The sequence below is a fragment of the Delftia sp. DS1230 genome (assembly GCF_040112715.1).
GTDB classification, from domain to species: Bacteria; Pseudomonadota; Gammaproteobacteria; order Burkholderiales; family Burkholderiaceae_C; genus Comamonas; species Comamonas tsuruhatensis.
This window is the reverse complement of sequence record NZ_CP157763.1, coordinates 4,400,510-4,415,219: the sequence shown is the minus strand read 5'-3', so window position 1 is coordinate 4,415,219 and position 14,710 is coordinate 4,400,510. Positions and strand designations below refer to the sequence as shown.

Sequence of the window (14,710 nt, the reverse complement as noted above, 5' to 3'; positions counted from 1 at the left end):
CCGCCATGCATCCTGCGCCTGCCCCTTTTTGCCGACCTCGCATGTACCCCGCCAAGCCGCTGGCATGCCCTCTGAACGCAACGGCGTTGCTGGCGCCATGAAGCGCGGCGCCGACCTCGACGATTTCGACGACCCGGTCGAATGGACGCCGGTCACACGCCCTGCCGCCATCGCGCTGACGGCTTTCGGCGCCTGGATCATCTGGGGCCACTTCTTCAGCGAGGACCGCTGGCTGATGCTGCTGGACAACGCCAACCTCGCGCTGCACGAGGCCGGGCACCCGCTGGTGGCCCTGTTCTCGCAGCATCTCTCGGTCTACGGCGGCACGCTGTTCCAGTTGCTGTTCCCCGTCCTGTTCATGCGCCATTTCCGCAGGCAGGGCCAGCGCACGGGCTGGATCGCCGCGCTGATGTGGCTGGGAGAGAGCCTCATGAACGTGGCCCGCTACATGAAGGACGCACGCGCCCAGGTGCTTCCGCTGGTGGGCGGCGGCGACCATGACTGGACGGAGATCTTCAACCGCTGGGGCGTGCTCCAGGCCGATGTGCGCATCGGCACGCTGACGGCGCTGCTGGGGCTGTGCCTGGTGGCGTGGGGGTTGCGGCTGGCGGTGCCGCGTCTTCGTGCTCCCCAGGCCTGAAGCTCCATCTGATACGGTCGAATTCACCGCATCTGCTGCTACCCGCGGAGCAGGGCGCTGGGCATAGTCCAGGCAGTCCCCGGCAGTTCATGACAAGCCCGCATCACGGGCGCACCGGCCGGGGCGAAGGCCCCGCATGTCAGAACGACCGAAACCGCTTCCCGATGAAACCGCCGCAGCCCCCCGGCCGCGGCCCGCGCCGCGCAAGGTGATTCCCATCGCCGACGCCAGCGCGGATTCCCCGCTGTTCGAGTCACGCCGCAAGATCCAGCCGCGCTCCATCTCGGGGCGCTTCGCCAACTGGCGCTGGGCCATGGTCTGGCTCACGCAGCTGTTCTTCTACGGCATACCCTGGCTGCAGATCCACGGCCGGCAGGCCCTGCTGTTCGACCTGGAGCAGCGGCGCTTCTACATCTTCGGCTGGCTGCTGTATCCGCAGGATTTCATCTACCTGGCCGTGCTGCTCATCGTCTCGGCGCTGGCGCTGTTCCTGTTCACCACGGTGGCGGGGAGGCTGTGGTGCGGCTTTTCCTGCCCGCAGACGGTCTACACCGAGCTGTTCATGTGGGTGGAGCGCCGGCTGGAGGGCGACCGCAGCGCACGCCTGCGTCTGGATGCCAGCGGCTGGGGTCCGGAGAAGATCGCGCGGCGTGGCGGCAAGCATGCGCTGTGGCTGCTGATTGCGCTGTGGACGGGGCTGACCTTCGTGGGCTACTTCGTGCCCATCCGCAGCCTGCTGCCCGAGGTGCTGGCGCTGACCGGCGCATGGCAGATCTTCTGGGTGCTGTTCTATGCGCTGGCCACCTACGGCAACGCGGGCTTCCTGCGCGAGCAGGTCTGCAAGCACATGTGCCCCTATGCGCGCTTCCAGAGCGCCATGTTCGACAAGGACACCCTGGTCGTCACCTACGACACCGCACGCGGCGAATCGCGCGGCCCGCGCCACAAGGGGGTGGACTACCGGGCCCAGGGCCTGGGCGACTGCATCGACTGCACGCTGTGCGTGCAGGTCTGCCCGGTGGGCATCGACATACGCGACGGCCTGCAGTACGAATGCATCGGCTGTGGCCTGTGCATCGACGCCTGCAACAGCGTCATGGACCGCATGCACTACCCGCGCGGGCTGATCCGCCTGTCCACGCAGAACGGCGTGGCCCGGGGCTGGCGCCAGAGCGAGCTGGTGCGCCGCATCTTCCGCCCGCGCGTGCTCATCTACGGCACGGCGCTGGTGGCCATCTCCACGGCCATGGTGGCCAGCCTGGCGCTGCGCACGCCGCTGAAGGTGGACGTGGTGCGCGACCGGGGCACGCTGTCGCGCATCGTGGCCGGCGGCCAGATCGAGAACATCTACCGCGTGCAGATCGGCAATGCCACGGAGCAGGACCAGCGCTATGTGCTGTCGGCCTCGGGCATCGAGGGCCTGCGCGTGGCTTCGGAGACCGAGGTGGACGTGGGCGCGGCCCAGGACCGCTGGGTCGTGGTGCGGCTGCAGGCGCCCTATGGCGCGGCCGGCCCTGGCTCGCACGGCGTGGAGATCACGGCCACGGCGGTGGGTGATCCGGCGCTTACCAAGCAGGCGCACAGCACGTTCCTGGTGCCGCGCTGAGGGGCCGGTTGGGTGGATTGATTCAGGAGTACAGCGCAGTTGTTGTGCACGATGCCTGGTCCGCTGCAGCGCGGGCTGGCATCGGTTTTGAGGCCCCGGAAGTTTGTTCCGGGGCCTTTTTTTATCGTGTCTTCCCGACAAGGCGGACAAGCGGGCTGGCAGTCAGGCCAAGGAGAAACGACAGGGGCTTGAATGAGGCAGGCACGAGGCAGCACTTCAAATTCGCAGGCTCTACCCTGTGGTGATATGTATGAAGGTGAAATACATACCCGTAACGGGTATAGTTGGGAGGCTGGCATGGCGCGCGTTCTCAAACGCAAGGACTTTTCCCGATGGCAGGCGAGCGAGAAACTGCCCGATACCGCGCTGTGCAAGGCGGTCAGGGAGATGGAAAGAGGGCTGATCGACGCGGACCTGGGGGGCTTTCTCTACAAGAAGCGGGTGGCGCGTCCAGGCGCGGGCAAGAGTGGGGGTTATCGAACGCTGTTGTCGGCACGAATCGGCAACCGATACTTCTTCCTGCATGGTTTCACCAAGAACGACAAGGCGAACATCACACAGGAAGAACAGAGGGCTTTGAGGTTTGCAGGCAAGCTGTTTCTGGACCTGTCCACCCAGGCCTTGTCGGCGGCCTTGCAGTCAGGCGTTTTGTTGGAGGTGCATTGTGAGCAAGATCATTGAATCCCTGCGCGGCGATCTGGCTGCGCTGTACGAAGCGGGCGCCATCGACAAGGTGACGATGCGCGAGTTCGACGCGATCTGTCCTCCCCCGGTGCGGGAGTTCGAGGCGGCCGACATCAAACAACTGCGCGAGACTTTGAAGTTCAGCCAACCGGTGTTTGCGCTGCATTTGCACACCACGGCTTCCACGGTGCGCAAATGGGAGCAGGGCGAAACCCGTCCCGCCGGACCGGCGCTAAAGCTGCTCAACGTCATCGCCGACAAAGGCCTTCAGGCCATCCTCTGAGCCGGGGCGACACAAGGGCGGTATGCGGGCGACTCCCGGGCGACACGATCTGGTGTAAATGCTCATAGGGAAATCCGCAGACCCCGCTATGGTGGGCGGCTGTTTTCCGTCCCGCGTATGAACAAGAAACCTGCCTCCCCCGACAACGTCTTTTCCGAGTCCAGCGCCTCCGCATCGCTGGCCGCCTCCACCACCACAACCAGCACCACCGGCAGCAGCCCGGCAGCGGCCACGCCCACGCCCTTTCGCTCCGCCCTGATCCGCTCCGGCACCATCCGTGCCACCACGCGCAGCTTCCTGCATGCCCTGGGCCAGGACGACGAAGACATAGAGCGCCCGCACATCGGCGTGTTCCACACGGGCGGGGAGATGAGCCCCTGCAACCTCAACCTGCGCGACCAGGCCCAGCATGCCAAGACCGGCATCTATGCCGGGGGCGGTACGCCGCATGAATGCCCGGTGGTGTCGGTCAGCGACGGGCTGACCATGGCGCATTCGGGCATGCGGTTCTCGCTGGTCTCGCGCGAGCTGATCGCCGACAGCGTGGAGGCCTCGGTGCGCGGCCACCAGTGGGATGGCATCTTCGCCATCGGCGCCTGCGACAAGAACCTGCCGGGGCTGATGATGGGCATGGTGCGCTGCAATGTGCCCAGCGTCTTCGTGCATGGCGGCTCGGCCCTGCCGGGGCAGGCGCCCGGCGTGCACGGGCGCGACCTGAACGTGGTCGATACCTACGAGACCATCGGCCAGGTGCTGGCCGGCACCGCCACGGCGCAGGACCTGGAGGCCATGAGCCGCGCCTGCCTGCCCACGGCCGGCGCCTGCGCTGGCCAGTTCACGGCCAACACCATGGGCATGGTGAGCGAGGCGCTGGGCCTGGCGCCCATCGGCTCCAGCATGGTGCCCGCCGTGTTCAGCGAGCGCGCACCGCTGATGCGCCGCGCCGCGCGCCAGCTCATGCAGGCCGTGTGGGCCAGCGCCGAAGGCGGCGGCCCGCTGCCGCGCGACATCATCACGCGCCGGGCGCTGGAGAATGCCTGCGCCGTGGTCAGCGCCACGGGCGGATCGACCAATGCCGCCCTGCACCTGCCGGCCATCGCGCACGAGGCCGGCATCCGCTTCCACCTGGACGACGTGGCCGAGATCTTCGCGCGCACGCCGCTGATCGCCGACCTGCGCCCCGGCGGGCGCTTCCTGGCGCGCGACGTGTACTACATCGGCGGTGCCGGCGTGATCCTGCGCACGCTGATGGAGCAGGGCTTTGTCCACGGCGATGCGCTCACCTTCACGGGCCGCACCCTGGCCGAAGAACTGGCCGATGCCGCGCCGCCCGATGGCGAGGTGGTGCGCACGCCCGGCAATCCCATCACGCGCGACGGTGGCCTGACCGTGCTCAAGGGCAACCTCTGCCCAGATGGCGCGTTGCTGAAGACGGCCGGCCTCAAGACCCTGGTGCACCGGGGCCCCGCGCGCGTCTTCGAGTCCGAGGAACAGGCCCAGGCCGCCGTGCAGGCCATGCAGTACGCGGCCGGCGATGTCATCGTCATCCGCAACGAAGGCCCGCGCGGCAGCCCCGGCATGCGCGAGATGCTGGGCATCACGGCGCTGCTCTATGGCCAGGGCATGGGCGACAAGGTGGCCCTGCTGACCGATGGGCGCTTCTCCGGCGCCACGCGCGGCCTGTGCATCGGCTATGCAGGCCCCGAGGCCGCCGACAACGGCCCCATTGCCGCGCTGCGCGACGGCGACCTCATCGCCATCGACGCCCGCGCCGATGCGCGCAGCATCACGGTGGAAATCGGCGAGGCCGAACTGGCCGCACGTCTGGAACAATCAGCCGCCGCGCGCCGCCAGATGCCGCCGCTGGGCGGCGTGCTGGAAAAATACGCGCTCACCGTGCGCCCGGCCCACCAGGGAGCGGTCACGCATTCGGGCCAGGTGGTCTGGCTGCGCGACGACAGTTGAAGCCGCCGGGCTGGCACGCATTTCCCCCGCTGTTCCCCCACTGTTTTTTTCAGAGATTCAATTTCAACCGGAGACATACGCATGAACATCGACCGCCGCCAATGGCTGGGCACCGCTGGAGCGGGTGCGCTGCTGGCCAGCCTGGGCCAGCAGGCCTGGGCGCAGGCCCAGGGCCCCATCGAGACCCTGAACATCATCACCGGCTTCGCGGCCGGAGGCACCTCTGACGCCATCTGCCGCCGCGTGGGCACCAAGCTGTCGGGCTATGCCAAGACCGCCGTGGTGGAGAACCGCACCGGCGCGGGCGGGCAGATCGCCATCAGCTACGTCAAGGGCCGGCCCGCAGACGGTGCCACCCTGCTGCAGACGCCCACGTCCATGCTGTCCATCTACCCGCACATCTACAAGAAGCTGCCCTATGACCCGGTGGCCGACCTGGCGCCAGTCACCGTGGGCTGCATCTTCGACTTCGGCTTTGCCGTCGGCCCCGCCGTGCCCGCCAGCGTGACCACCGTGCCCGAATTCTTCGCCTGGGCCAAGGCCAACCCCGCAGGCGCCAACTTCGGCTCGCCTGCGCCCGGCTCCACGCCGCACTTCATCGGCGCCCTGCTGGGCCAGCATGCAGGCGTGGACTTCAAGCACGCCGGCTACCGCGGCACCCAGCCCGCGCTGCTGGACATGCTGGGCGGCAACGTCTCCGCCGTCTGCGGCCCCGTGGGCGACATGCTGCAGCACCTGGCCGGCGGCAAGATGCGCATCCTGGGCGTCAGCGGCGCCAAGCGCAGCCGCTTCGCACCCCAGGTGCCCACGCTGGTGGAGCAGGGCTACAAGGACATGGCGCACAGCGAATGGTTCGCCTTCTTCGTGCCAGCCAAGACCCCCGCCGAGACCGTGCAGCGCCTGAACGGCCACATGCGCAAGGCCCTGGCCACGCCCGACGTGGTGGACAGCCTGGCCACCTTCGGCCTGGACGCCCAATCCTCCACCCCCGCCGAACTGGCCGCGCTGCTGCAGTCCGAACTCGCCAAATGGGGCCCCATCGTCAAGCGCGTGGGATTCACAGCAGAGGGCTAAAAAGAACAAAACGGGCCGAGCGAAGCGAAGGCCCGAACCAACTCCCCGTATGTCAGCGCCTGCGGCGTGGCGGTTGCGGGGTTGCAAGCCTGCCGAAGGACAGGCTTGCTTCGTCATCTGACTCGCCGTGATTGTCCGAACGTAGCGCGCAGCGCGAAGAGAGTTTCACGGCGAACCCCGCAGCCGCCACGACGCAGGTTACCCGCAGCGAAGCGGAGGGTCGCGGACATTCGGGTCGCCTTCTTTGATCTGACCTTTCTTGGCGAATCAAGAAAGGGCAGTCGGCCGCCGGGCCGAGACCCGGCCTCGAAAAACAACCACCCGGCAGGGTCAAAAAAGACCGAAGTATTTAGAACGGCAACGTCCCTTGCACATACAACGTCCGAGGCATCCCCACATACTTGCCCCCGTTGTTGTCCGTAGACCGCGTGTAGTACCTGCGATCAAACAGATTCTTGACCCCCACAGCCACCCGCAGATTGCTCAGCGACTTGCCAAAGTCATAGCCCGCACGCAGGCCCACGGTCGCAAACCCGGGAATATCACCCAGCCGCCCCGCAGCATCTTCCTGCGTCACATACTGCGTGCCCGACCCCGGAGAGCGCTGCTTCGATTGCGCGGCCAGGTCCGCATTCAGCGTCCACTGCCCCAGCGCATAGCGCGCCCATAGCTGGCCCGTGTGGCGCGAGTACAGCGGCAGGTCGCGCCCCGCGAAATCGCCGGCGCGCGAGACGGCCTCGGTGTAGGTATAGGACACACCCGCCGTCAGCCCCTTGAGCGCGGCATTCCACTGGCCCAGGTCGTAGCGCAGCGAGGACTCGATGCCGCGGTGGCGCGTGGCGCCCAGGTCGGTCCAGATACCGTCCACGCCCACGCGGGTCAGCAGCAGTTCCTTGTCGAAGTCGATGTTGAACAGCGTCAGCTCGGCGTTCAGCGCCGGGCTGTTGTAGTGCGTGCCCACCTCATAGGTCTTGGCCGATTCGGGATGCAGGCCGCGCTCGGTCTGGGCCAGTTGCGCATACTGCTGCGGTCCGAAGGACTTGCCCGCGTTGGCGAACAGCGACCACTGCGCATTCATGCGGTAGAGCACGGACAGCGTGGGCAGGAGCTCGCGTGCCTCGGCCTTGGGGAACAGCTGGCTGGTGACGGTGCTGCCGTCGGCGCCCAGGTTGCTGACGTTGTTGAAGGAGTTGATGCGTTCGTAGCGCACGCCGGGGGTGATGGTCCAGTTGCCGATGTCGATGCGGTCATCGATGTAGAAGGCATGGGCCGTGGTGCCGCCCCGGCTGGTCTGGTAGGGCGTGATCGGCAGGGCCATGGCGTTGGCCATGGTGGCGGGGTTGTAGTAGGCGGTGCGCAGCGCGACCTCGGAACTGCTTTCCTTGAGGTAGCGGTAGCCCACGCTGACTTCCTGCACCACGGAGCCGGTCTCGAACAGGCGCGAGTAGCGCGGCTCGATGCCGAAGTAGTGGTAGCTGCGCGGCGCGGCGGTCAGGCGGCGCTGGTTGACGTTGTCCTGCTCGATGTGGCTGCCGCGGAACGAGTCCACGTAGTAGCCCAGCACCTCGAAGTTGTTGCGCCCGTCCTTGTGGTTGTACTTGAACGAGGCATCGGTGCGGCGGCCGTCGAAGCTGTCGTAGGAGCGTGTGGACTGGAACGGGTCGGCCGCGTACTGCGCCGTGGTCAGGCCGCCGGGCATGCGGCCCGAGCCCTCGAAGTGGTGCAGCGAGACGGCGATGTCGTCCTGGGCCGAGATGCGGTAGGCGCCCTTGAGCAGGATGTCGTCGATATCGGTCTTGTCATTGCCTGCGCGCCAGCCGTCGCCATGCGTGCCCGAGTACAGCAGGGCCAGGCCCAGGCCGGATTCGCTGGTGCCGCCCACGAACAGGCTGGGCGTGGTCTTGGCATTGCCGCCGTGGCTGTAGAACTCGGTGCCCACCGAGGCCTCGGCCGCGAAGGTCTTGGGAATGGCGCGCGTGACGAAGTTGATGATGCCGCCCACGTTCTGGGGGCCGTAGCGCACCGAGCCCGCGCCGCGGATCACGTCCACCGACTCCAGGTTGCCCAGCGAGACGGGCGCCAGCGACAGCTGGGGCTGGCCGTAGGGCGCGTAGGAGACGGGCACGCCGTCCATCAGCACATACGAGCGCGGCGACAGGCGTGCCGTCAGGCCGCGCACGCCGATGTTCAGGGACACATCGCTGCCGCCCGTGCCGTTGCTGTCCTGCACCTGCACGCCGGGCACCAGGCGCAGCACGTCGCGCAGGCTGGAGGAGCCGGTTTCCTCGATGCGCGCCCGCTCGACGATGGTGCGCGCGCCGGCATGGTCCAGCACTTTTTCCTCGGTGGGGTTGTCCAGCCAGTTGCCCGTGACGGTGATGGTGGACAGGCCGGCCTCGGGTGCGGTGGTGGTGGGCGATGGTGCCTGTGCCGACGCCTGCAGCGACAGCAGGGCGGCGGCGACAGCGGCCGCGCAGCGTGTGAGCGTGGCGCAGTGATTGCTGGAAACCATGGAAAACTTCCTTTGTGCCTCTGGGAATGGTGCAGCGCTGAAGGGTCGGCTGGCAGGCTGCAGGACGCGTGGCGGCGGGCGAGGCGGAAGCAGGAGACAAGGACCGGTCAGCATGCATGGCGGCAATGCCGGTTCGGTGCGCGAGTCTAAATGAGAATCATCCAGCCGGCACCAGGCTGGCAGCAGCTGCGCGGGGTCGCGTTGCCCGGGCGCTACAGCGCAGCAGGTGCCTCCAGCGCAGCGGGCGCTTACCCTGCTGCTTTTGCTGCTGGAAGGGACTGCATTGCGCGGGCCAGCTCGCCCAGCGTGGCCAGGGCCTGCCCGGTCTCGTCGCTCCAGTCATGGCCGTAGTTCAGCCGCAGGCAATGGCCGAAGGCCTGCGAGGCCGAGAAGATCGGCCCCGGCGCCACGCTGATGCCGCGCGCCAGCGCTGCGCGGTGCAGGGCCAGCGCATCGCAGTACGGCGGCAGCTCTATCCACATGAAGTAGCCGCCCTCGGGCCGCGTGGCCCGCGTGCCTTGCGGAAAGTGGCGGGCAATGGCCGATGCCATGTGGTCCCGCTGCAGGGCCAGGCTCTGGCGCAGGCGGCGCAGGTGGCGGTCCACGCCACCGCTTTCCAGGTAGTCGGCCAGCGCCTGCTGGCTGGGGGCATTGGTGGCCAGCGTGGTGGTGAGCTTTTGCCGCGCTACGGCGCGCGTGAAGCGGCCCGGAGCGGTCCAGCCCACGCGCCAGCCGGGCGCCAGGCACTTGGAGAACGAGGCGCAGTGCAGCACCCAGCCCTCGGTGTCGAAGGCCTTGGCCGGTGGCGGGCGGTGTTCGCCAAAGTACAGCTCGCCGTAGACATCGTCCTCGATCAGCGGCAGCTGGTGGCGCGTGGCCAGTTCCACCAGGGCCTTCTTGCGCGCCTCGGGCATCAGGCTGCCCAGCGGATTCTGGAAGCTGGTCATCAACCAGATGGCCTGGGGCCGGTGACGCTGCACGGCGGTCTCCAGCGCGGCCAGGTCCATGCCTTCGCCGGGATGCGTGGGCACCTCGATGGCGGACAGCCCCATGCGCTCCAGAGCCTGCAGCGCGCCATAGAAGCACGGCGATTCGATGACCACGGCGCCACCGGGCCGCGTGACGGCGGCCAGACACAGGTTCAGTGCCTCCAGCGCGCCATTGGTGATGACCAGGTCGGACGGTGACAGTGCCAGACCGTCGGCCAGGTAGCGCCGCGCGATCTGGCGTCGCAATGCCATGCTGCCGGGCGTGAGGTCGTCGAGGGCGCTGCGCGGATCGGCCTGGCGCGCGGCGCGGGCCAGGGCCTGGCCCAGGCGCTGCAGCGGGAACAGGCGCGGCGAGGGAAAGGCCGAGCCCAGCGGCACGACATCGCGGTCCATGGACGATTCCAGAACCTCGAACACCCGCTCGCTCACATCGACCACGGCAAAGCGCTCGCCCGGGGGGGCCGACAGCTGCGTGGGCTCGGGCGGGGCGCTGTGCGGCCGCGCCGCGACGAAGTAGCCCGAGCGCTCGCGCGCGCGCACCAGGCCGCGTGCCTCCAGCAGGTAGTAGGCCTGGAACACCGTGGAGGCGCTGACGCCGCGCCGCTCGCTGGTGTGACGCACGGAGGGCAGCTTGTCGCCCGCGCGCAGCACGCCTGCGGCGATGGAGGCCTCGATATCGTCGGCCAGTTCCTGGTAGCGCGTCATGCCTGGGGAGGTCGCGGCCCGGGGATCAGCCCTGTTCGGCCAGCAGTTCCTGCAAGGCCTTGATCTGCTGGCGTAGGCGCTCGTTCTCGGCTTCAAGTTCGTTCACGCGCTGCTGCAGTTCCTCGGGCGAGGCGGTCACGGCCGCACCTTCGCCGTCGGCAGCGTCGGCTTCGGGCTTGGCGGCCTTGGGCTTTTTCTTCGCATCGCGCACGCGCTTGGCGGCCTGCTTGAGTTCGTCGGCGCCGGCGGCGGCCACGGCCTGCTGCTCATCCACGGGCAGGCTGGCGACCACGGCGGCGGTGCTCAGCGAGATGTCGCCCGAGCGCACGGCGGCCACCACTTCGGGCGCGGCCTTTTGCTGGATGGTCTCGATCAGCTTGACCTGGCTGCTGGACAGGCGGGCCACGCGGGCCAGGGCCTCGCGCGTGTCCAGGGCCTCATCGGGCACCTTGGCCACGCTGGCCAGGGCGGCGGCGACCACGGGGTCGGTCTCGCCTTCCCAGGGCGCTTCGCCTTCGGGCTGGGCCGGCGCCTCGGCCTTGGCCGCCATCACGGCGGCGGCAGCGGCCGAGCGGCGGGCCGCAATGATTTCGCGCTTGCGCAGCGCCAGCACGCCGCGCTGGAAGTCGGACACGCTGCGGCGGCCCAGGTGCTGGTCGATCATCCACAGGTGCACGTCGTCCATGTTCTTGAACTGCGTGGCCTGGATGGTGTTGAAGGGCAGGCCGTGCTTTTGGCAGATGGCGTAGCGGTTGTGGCCGTCGATGAGCAGGTCGTTCCAGAGCACGAGCGCATCGCGGCAGCCCTCGGCCAGGATGCTGCGCTCCAGCGCGTCGAGTTCATCGGGGGTCAGCGGGTCGATGTAGGCCTTGAGTTCTTCGTTGACGACGATGTCCATGGCAGTGCAGAAATGAGGAATGAAAGAAAAAGGCGACCGCTCCAGGCCATTGCGGCAATGGACCTGGACGGCCGCCAAGAAGAAAAACTGGAAGCAGGGGCGAAGCCCGCCCTCAGAGCAGGCGCGAGATCAGCGCGCCTTCAGCCGGGCCTTCCAGGGGGATGCGCACGCGCACCGGGTTGCCCTGGGCCACCTGCACGGGCTCGCCGTCGAGGTTGAACATCTTCTCCAGCAGCACCTGGCGGTTGCCCTGGGGGTGGATGATCTCCAGCGTGTCGCCCACCGAGAAGCGGTTCTTGGTCTCCACCTCGGCCATGCCGTCGGCATAGCTGCGCACTTCGCCCACGAAGTGGCTGCGCTGCAGCACCGAGTGGCCGGTCTCGTAGTTCTGGTAGTCCTGCGAGGGACGGCGCTCCAGCAGGCCGCCCGTGTAGCCCCGGTTGGCCAGGCCTTCGAGCTCGGTGATCAGGTGCGGGTTGAAGGGGCGGCCGGCCACGGCATCGTCGATGGCGCGGCGGTAGACCTGGGCCGTGCGTGCCACGTAGTACAGGCTCTTGGTGCGGCCCTCGATCTTGAGCGAGTCCACGCCGATCTTCACCAGGCGCTCCACATGCTCCACGGCGCGCAGGTCCTTGGAGTTCATGATGTAGGTGCCGTGCTCGTCTTCCATGATGGGCATCAGCTCGCCGGGGCGGCCCTTTTCCTCCAGCAGGTAGACCTGCTCGGCCTTGGGGTGGCGCGCGCCGTCGCCGCAGGTGCTGGTGAACTGGCTGTCGGCCTCCTCGCGGGCCTTCTCGAAGCTGAAGTCCTGCTCCATGGTCTGGGCCAGGGCCTCGCCGGTATTGGGGTCCACGGCCGCGTCATGCGTCTTGTAGTCCCAGCGGCAGGCATTGGTGCAGGTGCCCTGGTTGGGATCGCGCCGGTTGAAGTAGCCCGACAGCAGGCAGCGGCCCGAGTAGGCGATGCACAGGGCGCCGTGCACGAAGACCTCGATCTCCATGTCCGGGCATTCCTGGCGGATCTTCTCTATCTCGTCCAGCGACAGCTCGCGCGACAGGATGATGCGCGAGACGCCGGCCTTCTGCCAGAACTTCACCGTGGCCCAGTTGGTGGTGTTGGCCTGCACCGAGAGATGGACCTCGGTCTCGGGCCACTTTTCCTTGACCATCATGATCAGGCCGGGGTCGGCCATGATCAGCGCGTCGGGCTTGCACTCGATCACGGGCTCGATGTCGCGGATATAGGTGCGCACCTTGTCGTTGTGGGCGATCAGGTTGCTGGTGACGAAGAATTTCTTGCCCCGCGCATGCGCCTCGGAGATGCCCTGGGCGATCTGTTCGAGGCGGAATTCGTTGTTGCGTGCGCGCAGGCTGTAGCGGGGTTGCCCGGCGTAGATGGCGTCGGCGCCAAAGTCGTAGGCCGCGCGCATCTTGTCGAGCGAGCCGGCCGGCAGCAGCAGTTCGGGGGCTTTGAGGGTCATGATCCCCGTATTGTCCTGCATAGCGCTTTCCAACATGGTTCGCTAAGGCTCAGGCGAGCCAAGCCCTTGCAGATGCTCCAGCAACTGCCTGGCATGGGCGGGCAACTGGTCTTCCCGGACGGTGCACAGCAGCAGCTGGCGCCGGGCCCAGGCATCGCTCAAGGGCACGGCGCGGGCGCCGCTGGCCGGGGCCAGGCGCTGCGCGGCTGCCGCCGGCATGACGGCCACGCCCACGCCCTGGCCCACCAGCTGGCAGATGCTGTCCAGGTGCTGCAGCTGGGCACGCCAGCGCAACTGCCCTTCCGACGGCCCCCCCAGCAAGGCGGCCTGCTGGCGCACCAGCATCTGCAGGGCGGCATCGTGCGGCAGGCCCACCCAGTCTTCGGCCAGCAGCTCCTGCAAGGCCAGGCGCGTGCGCCGGGCCAGGCGGTGGCCGCGCGGCAGCACGGCCACCAGCGGGTCGGGGCGCCAGGGCGTGGCCTGCAGGCCGGTGGTGTCCTGCGCATCGCTGGCCACGCCGATGTCGCACAGGCCCTGGCGCAGCCGGTCCAGCACTTCGGCGCTGCCGCATTCCTGCAGCTCCAGCGCCACGCGCGGGTGGCTGCGCAGAAAGCCCGCCACGGCCAGCGGCAGGTGCTCGCCCACGGCCGAGGTGTTGCCGCAGACGCGCACATGGCCGGCCAGCCCCGCGCCGTATTCGGCCATGTCGCCGCGCAGGCGCTGCATCTGGGCCAGCACGCTGCGCGCATGCTGGCCCAGCGTGTGGCCGGCCGCCGTGGGCCGCACGCCGCGCGCCTGGCGCGCGAGCAGGGCGCAGCCCAGTTGCGCCTCCATGCCGCGCACGCGCTCGCTGGCCGAGGCCAGGGTCATGTGCGCGCGCCCGGCCGCCGCAGTGAGCGTGCCGCAGTCGAGGATGTGGACGAACAGCTGCAGGTCGGTGAGGTCGAATCGCATGGCCTGTGGTGCTGAAGGATCAGGCCATGCCTGAGCCTTGGTTTGAAGATTCCCGATTGTGATCCCTTTGTTGGTGCACGAGCATGGCGCCATGAGGTTCAGGAAGGGCCTGAGCCAAGTCGGTGGAAAGTGCAGGGTGGCCGTGATGTGGGATGCGTGGTGGGTGCTGGCGGCGGCGGTGGCCGTGTTCGGGCTGGCCGGTGTCGTCAAGGGGGTGGTGGGCCTGGGCCTGCCCACGGTGTCCATGGCGCTGCTGGCGCTGTTCATGCCGGCCGGGCAGGCGGCGGCCTGGCTGCTGCTGCCGTCCCTGGTGACCAATGTGGTGCAGATGCGGCCCCTGCCATCGCTGTGGCCGCTGCTGCGGCGCCTGGGCTGGATGCAGCTGGGCATTGTCGCGGGCACGGTGGGCGGCATGCTGTGGTGGGGCCCGGTGGGCGAGGCCGCCGTGGCGCGCACGGCGCTGGGCGTGGCCCTGGTTGTGTATGCCCTGTGGGGCCTGTGGGGGCCGGGCCTGCAGTTGCCGCAGAGGCATCAGGCCTGGCTGGGCCTGTTGTGTGGTCTGCTGACGGGCGGGATCACGGCGTTGACCGGCGTGTTCGTGGTGCCGGCCGTGGCCTTTTTGCAATCGCTGGCGCTGGGCCGGCAGGCGCTGATGCAGGCCATGGGCCTGTGCTTCACGGTGTCCACGCTGGCGCTGGGCGCGGGCATGGCGCTGGCGCAGGGGCAGGGCCATGCCGCTTCGTCCTGGACGGGCTGGGGGGCCACGGCCCTGGTTTCCGCACTGATGCTGCTGCCCGCCCTGGCCGGCATGGCCTGGGGCGAGCGGCTGCGCCAGTCGCTGTCGCCCCAGGTCTTCAAGCGCGTGCTGATGCTGGGCCTGCTGGCCCTGGGCATCTACATGTGCGCCAGGGGCTAGCCCC

General features: G+C 68.4%; 12 protein-coding genes. 7 read left to right on the top strand and 5 right to left on the bottom strand.

The window, feature by feature from the left end:
- Positions 1 to 64 precede the first annotated feature (64 nt).
- The 6 genes from AAN986_RS19935 (at position 65) to AAN986_RS19910 (ending at position 6,252) form a co-directional block, all read left to right on the top strand.
- A complete protein-coding gene (locus tag AAN986_RS19935) occupies positions 65 to 640 on the top strand; it encodes a hypothetical protein (RefSeq protein WP_047218599.1) in 576 nt (191 codons plus the stop codon).
- Between the two features lie 136 nt (positions 641 to 776).
- Positions 777 to 2,246, top strand: a complete 1,470-nt coding sequence (gene ccoG, locus AAN986_RS19930; protein ID WP_047218598.1) for a cytochrome c oxidase accessory protein CcoG — start codon at positions 777 to 779, stop codon at positions 2,244 to 2,246.
- 297 nt (positions 2,247 to 2,543) lie between these two features.
- Positions 2,544 to 2,927 (top strand): type II toxin-antitoxin system RelE/ParE family toxin, encoded by a 384-nt coding sequence (locus AAN986_RS19925; RefSeq protein ID WP_047218629.1) that lies wholly within the window; start codon positions 2,544 to 2,546, stop codon positions 2,925 to 2,927.
- Entirely contained in the window at positions 2,911 to 3,213 is a 303-nt protein-coding gene (locus tag AAN986_RS19920; protein WP_016450218.1) for a DNA-binding transcriptional regulator, read from the top strand. The genes AAN986_RS19925 and AAN986_RS19920 overlap by 17 nt, the downstream gene beginning before the upstream one ends.
- Positions 3,214 to 3,330: 117 nt before the next feature.
- Positions 3,331 to 5,178: a dihydroxy-acid dehydratase gene (gene ilvD, locus AAN986_RS19915; RefSeq protein WP_047218597.1), complete on the top strand. Its 1,848-nt coding sequence runs from the start codon at positions 3,331 to 3,333 to the stop codon at positions 5,176 to 5,178.
- A gap of 81 nt (positions 5,179 to 5,259) precedes the next feature.
- On the top strand, positions 5,260 to 6,252 hold the full coding sequence (locus tag AAN986_RS19910; RefSeq protein WP_012204371.1) for a Bug family tripartite tricarboxylate transporter substrate binding protein: 993 nt from the start codon (positions 5,260 to 5,262) through the stop codon (positions 6,250 to 6,252).
- Positions 6,253 to 6,601: 349 nt separating this feature from the next.
- On the opposite strand, the gene AAN986_RS19905 is transcribed toward AAN986_RS19910, so the two are convergent.
- From AAN986_RS19905 to AAN986_RS19885, 5 genes are all read right to left on the bottom strand, one after another.
- Positions 6,602 to 8,764: a TonB-dependent siderophore receptor gene (locus tag AAN986_RS19905; RefSeq protein WP_047218596.1), complete on the bottom strand. Its 2,163-nt coding sequence runs from the start codon at positions 8,762 to 8,764 to the stop codon at positions 6,602 to 6,604.
- A gap of 248 nt (positions 8,765 to 9,012) precedes the next feature.
- The gene (locus AAN986_RS19900; RefSeq protein ID WP_016450445.1) at positions 9,013 to 10,458 is read right to left on the bottom strand and encodes a PLP-dependent aminotransferase family protein; all 1,446 of its coding nucleotides are present in this window, start codon (positions 10,456 to 10,458) and stop codon (positions 9,013 to 9,015) included.
- Between the two features lie 25 nt (positions 10,459 to 10,483).
- The gene (locus tag AAN986_RS19895) at positions 10,484 to 11,356 is read right to left on the bottom strand and encodes a hypothetical protein (protein ID WP_016450446.1); all 873 of its coding nucleotides are present in this window, start codon (positions 11,354 to 11,356) and stop codon (positions 10,484 to 10,486) included.
- A 112-nt stretch (positions 11,357 to 11,468) separates the two neighbouring features.
- The gene (gene yegQ, locus AAN986_RS19890) at positions 11,469 to 12,857 is read right to left on the bottom strand and encodes a tRNA 5-hydroxyuridine modification protein YegQ (RefSeq protein WP_016453913.1); all 1,389 of its coding nucleotides are present in this window, start codon (positions 12,855 to 12,857) and stop codon (positions 11,469 to 11,471) included.
- A 21-nt stretch (positions 12,858 to 12,878) separates the two neighbouring features.
- Positions 12,879 to 13,790: a LysR family transcriptional regulator gene (locus AAN986_RS19885; protein WP_034368164.1), complete on the bottom strand. Its 912-nt coding sequence runs from the start codon at positions 13,788 to 13,790 to the stop codon at positions 12,879 to 12,881.
- Positions 13,791 to 13,935: 145 nt separating this feature from the next.
- Between AAN986_RS19885 and AAN986_RS19880 the strand changes: the two genes are divergently transcribed.
- Positions 13,936 to 14,706, top strand: a complete 771-nt coding sequence (locus AAN986_RS19880) for a sulfite exporter TauE/SafE family protein (protein ID WP_047218628.1) — start codon at positions 13,936 to 13,938, stop codon at positions 14,704 to 14,706.
- Positions 14,707 to 14,710 lie beyond the last annotated feature (4 nt).

Excerpts from the sequence above, each read along its gene's own strand:
- AAN986_RS19880 (WP_047218628.1), top strand. The coding sequence starts at position 13,936 with ATGTGGGATGCGTGGTGGGTGCTGGCGGCGGCGGTGGCCGTGTTCGGG.
- ccoG (WP_047218598.1), top strand. The coding sequence starts at position 777 with ATGTCAGAACGACCGAAACCGCTTCCCGATGAAACCGCCGCAGCCCCC.
- AAN986_RS19935 (WP_047218599.1), top strand. The coding sequence starts at position 65 with ATGCCCTCTGAACGCAACGGCGTTGCTGGCGCCATGAAGCGCGGCGCC.
- AAN986_RS19910 (WP_012204371.1), top strand. The coding sequence starts at position 5,260 with ATGAACATCGACCGCCGCCAATGGCTGGGCACCGCTGGAGCGGGTGCG.
- AAN986_RS19900 (WP_016450445.1), bottom strand. The coding sequence starts at position 10,458 with ATGACGCGCTACCAGGAACTGGCCGACGATATCGAGGCCTCCATCGCC.
- AAN986_RS19895 (WP_016450446.1), bottom strand. The coding sequence starts at position 11,356 with ATGGACATCGTCGTCAACGAAGAACTCAAGGCCTACATCGACCCGCTG.
- ilvD (WP_047218597.1), top strand. The coding sequence starts at position 3,331 with ATGAACAAGAAACCTGCCTCCCCCGACAACGTCTTTTCCGAGTCCAGC.
- AAN986_RS19925 (WP_047218629.1), top strand. The coding sequence starts at position 2,544 with ATGGCGCGCGTTCTCAAACGCAAGGACTTTTCCCGATGGCAGGCGAGC.
- AAN986_RS19885 (WP_034368164.1), bottom strand. The coding sequence starts at position 13,790 with ATGCGATTCGACCTCACCGACCTGCAGCTGTTCGTCCACATCCTCGAC.
- AAN986_RS19905 (WP_047218596.1), bottom strand. The coding sequence starts at position 8,764 with ATGGTTTCCAGCAATCACTGCGCCACGCTCACACGCTGCGCGGCCGCT.
- yegQ (WP_016453913.1), bottom strand. The coding sequence starts at position 12,857 with ATGCAGGACAATACGGGGATCATGACCCTCAAAGCCCCCGAACTGCTG.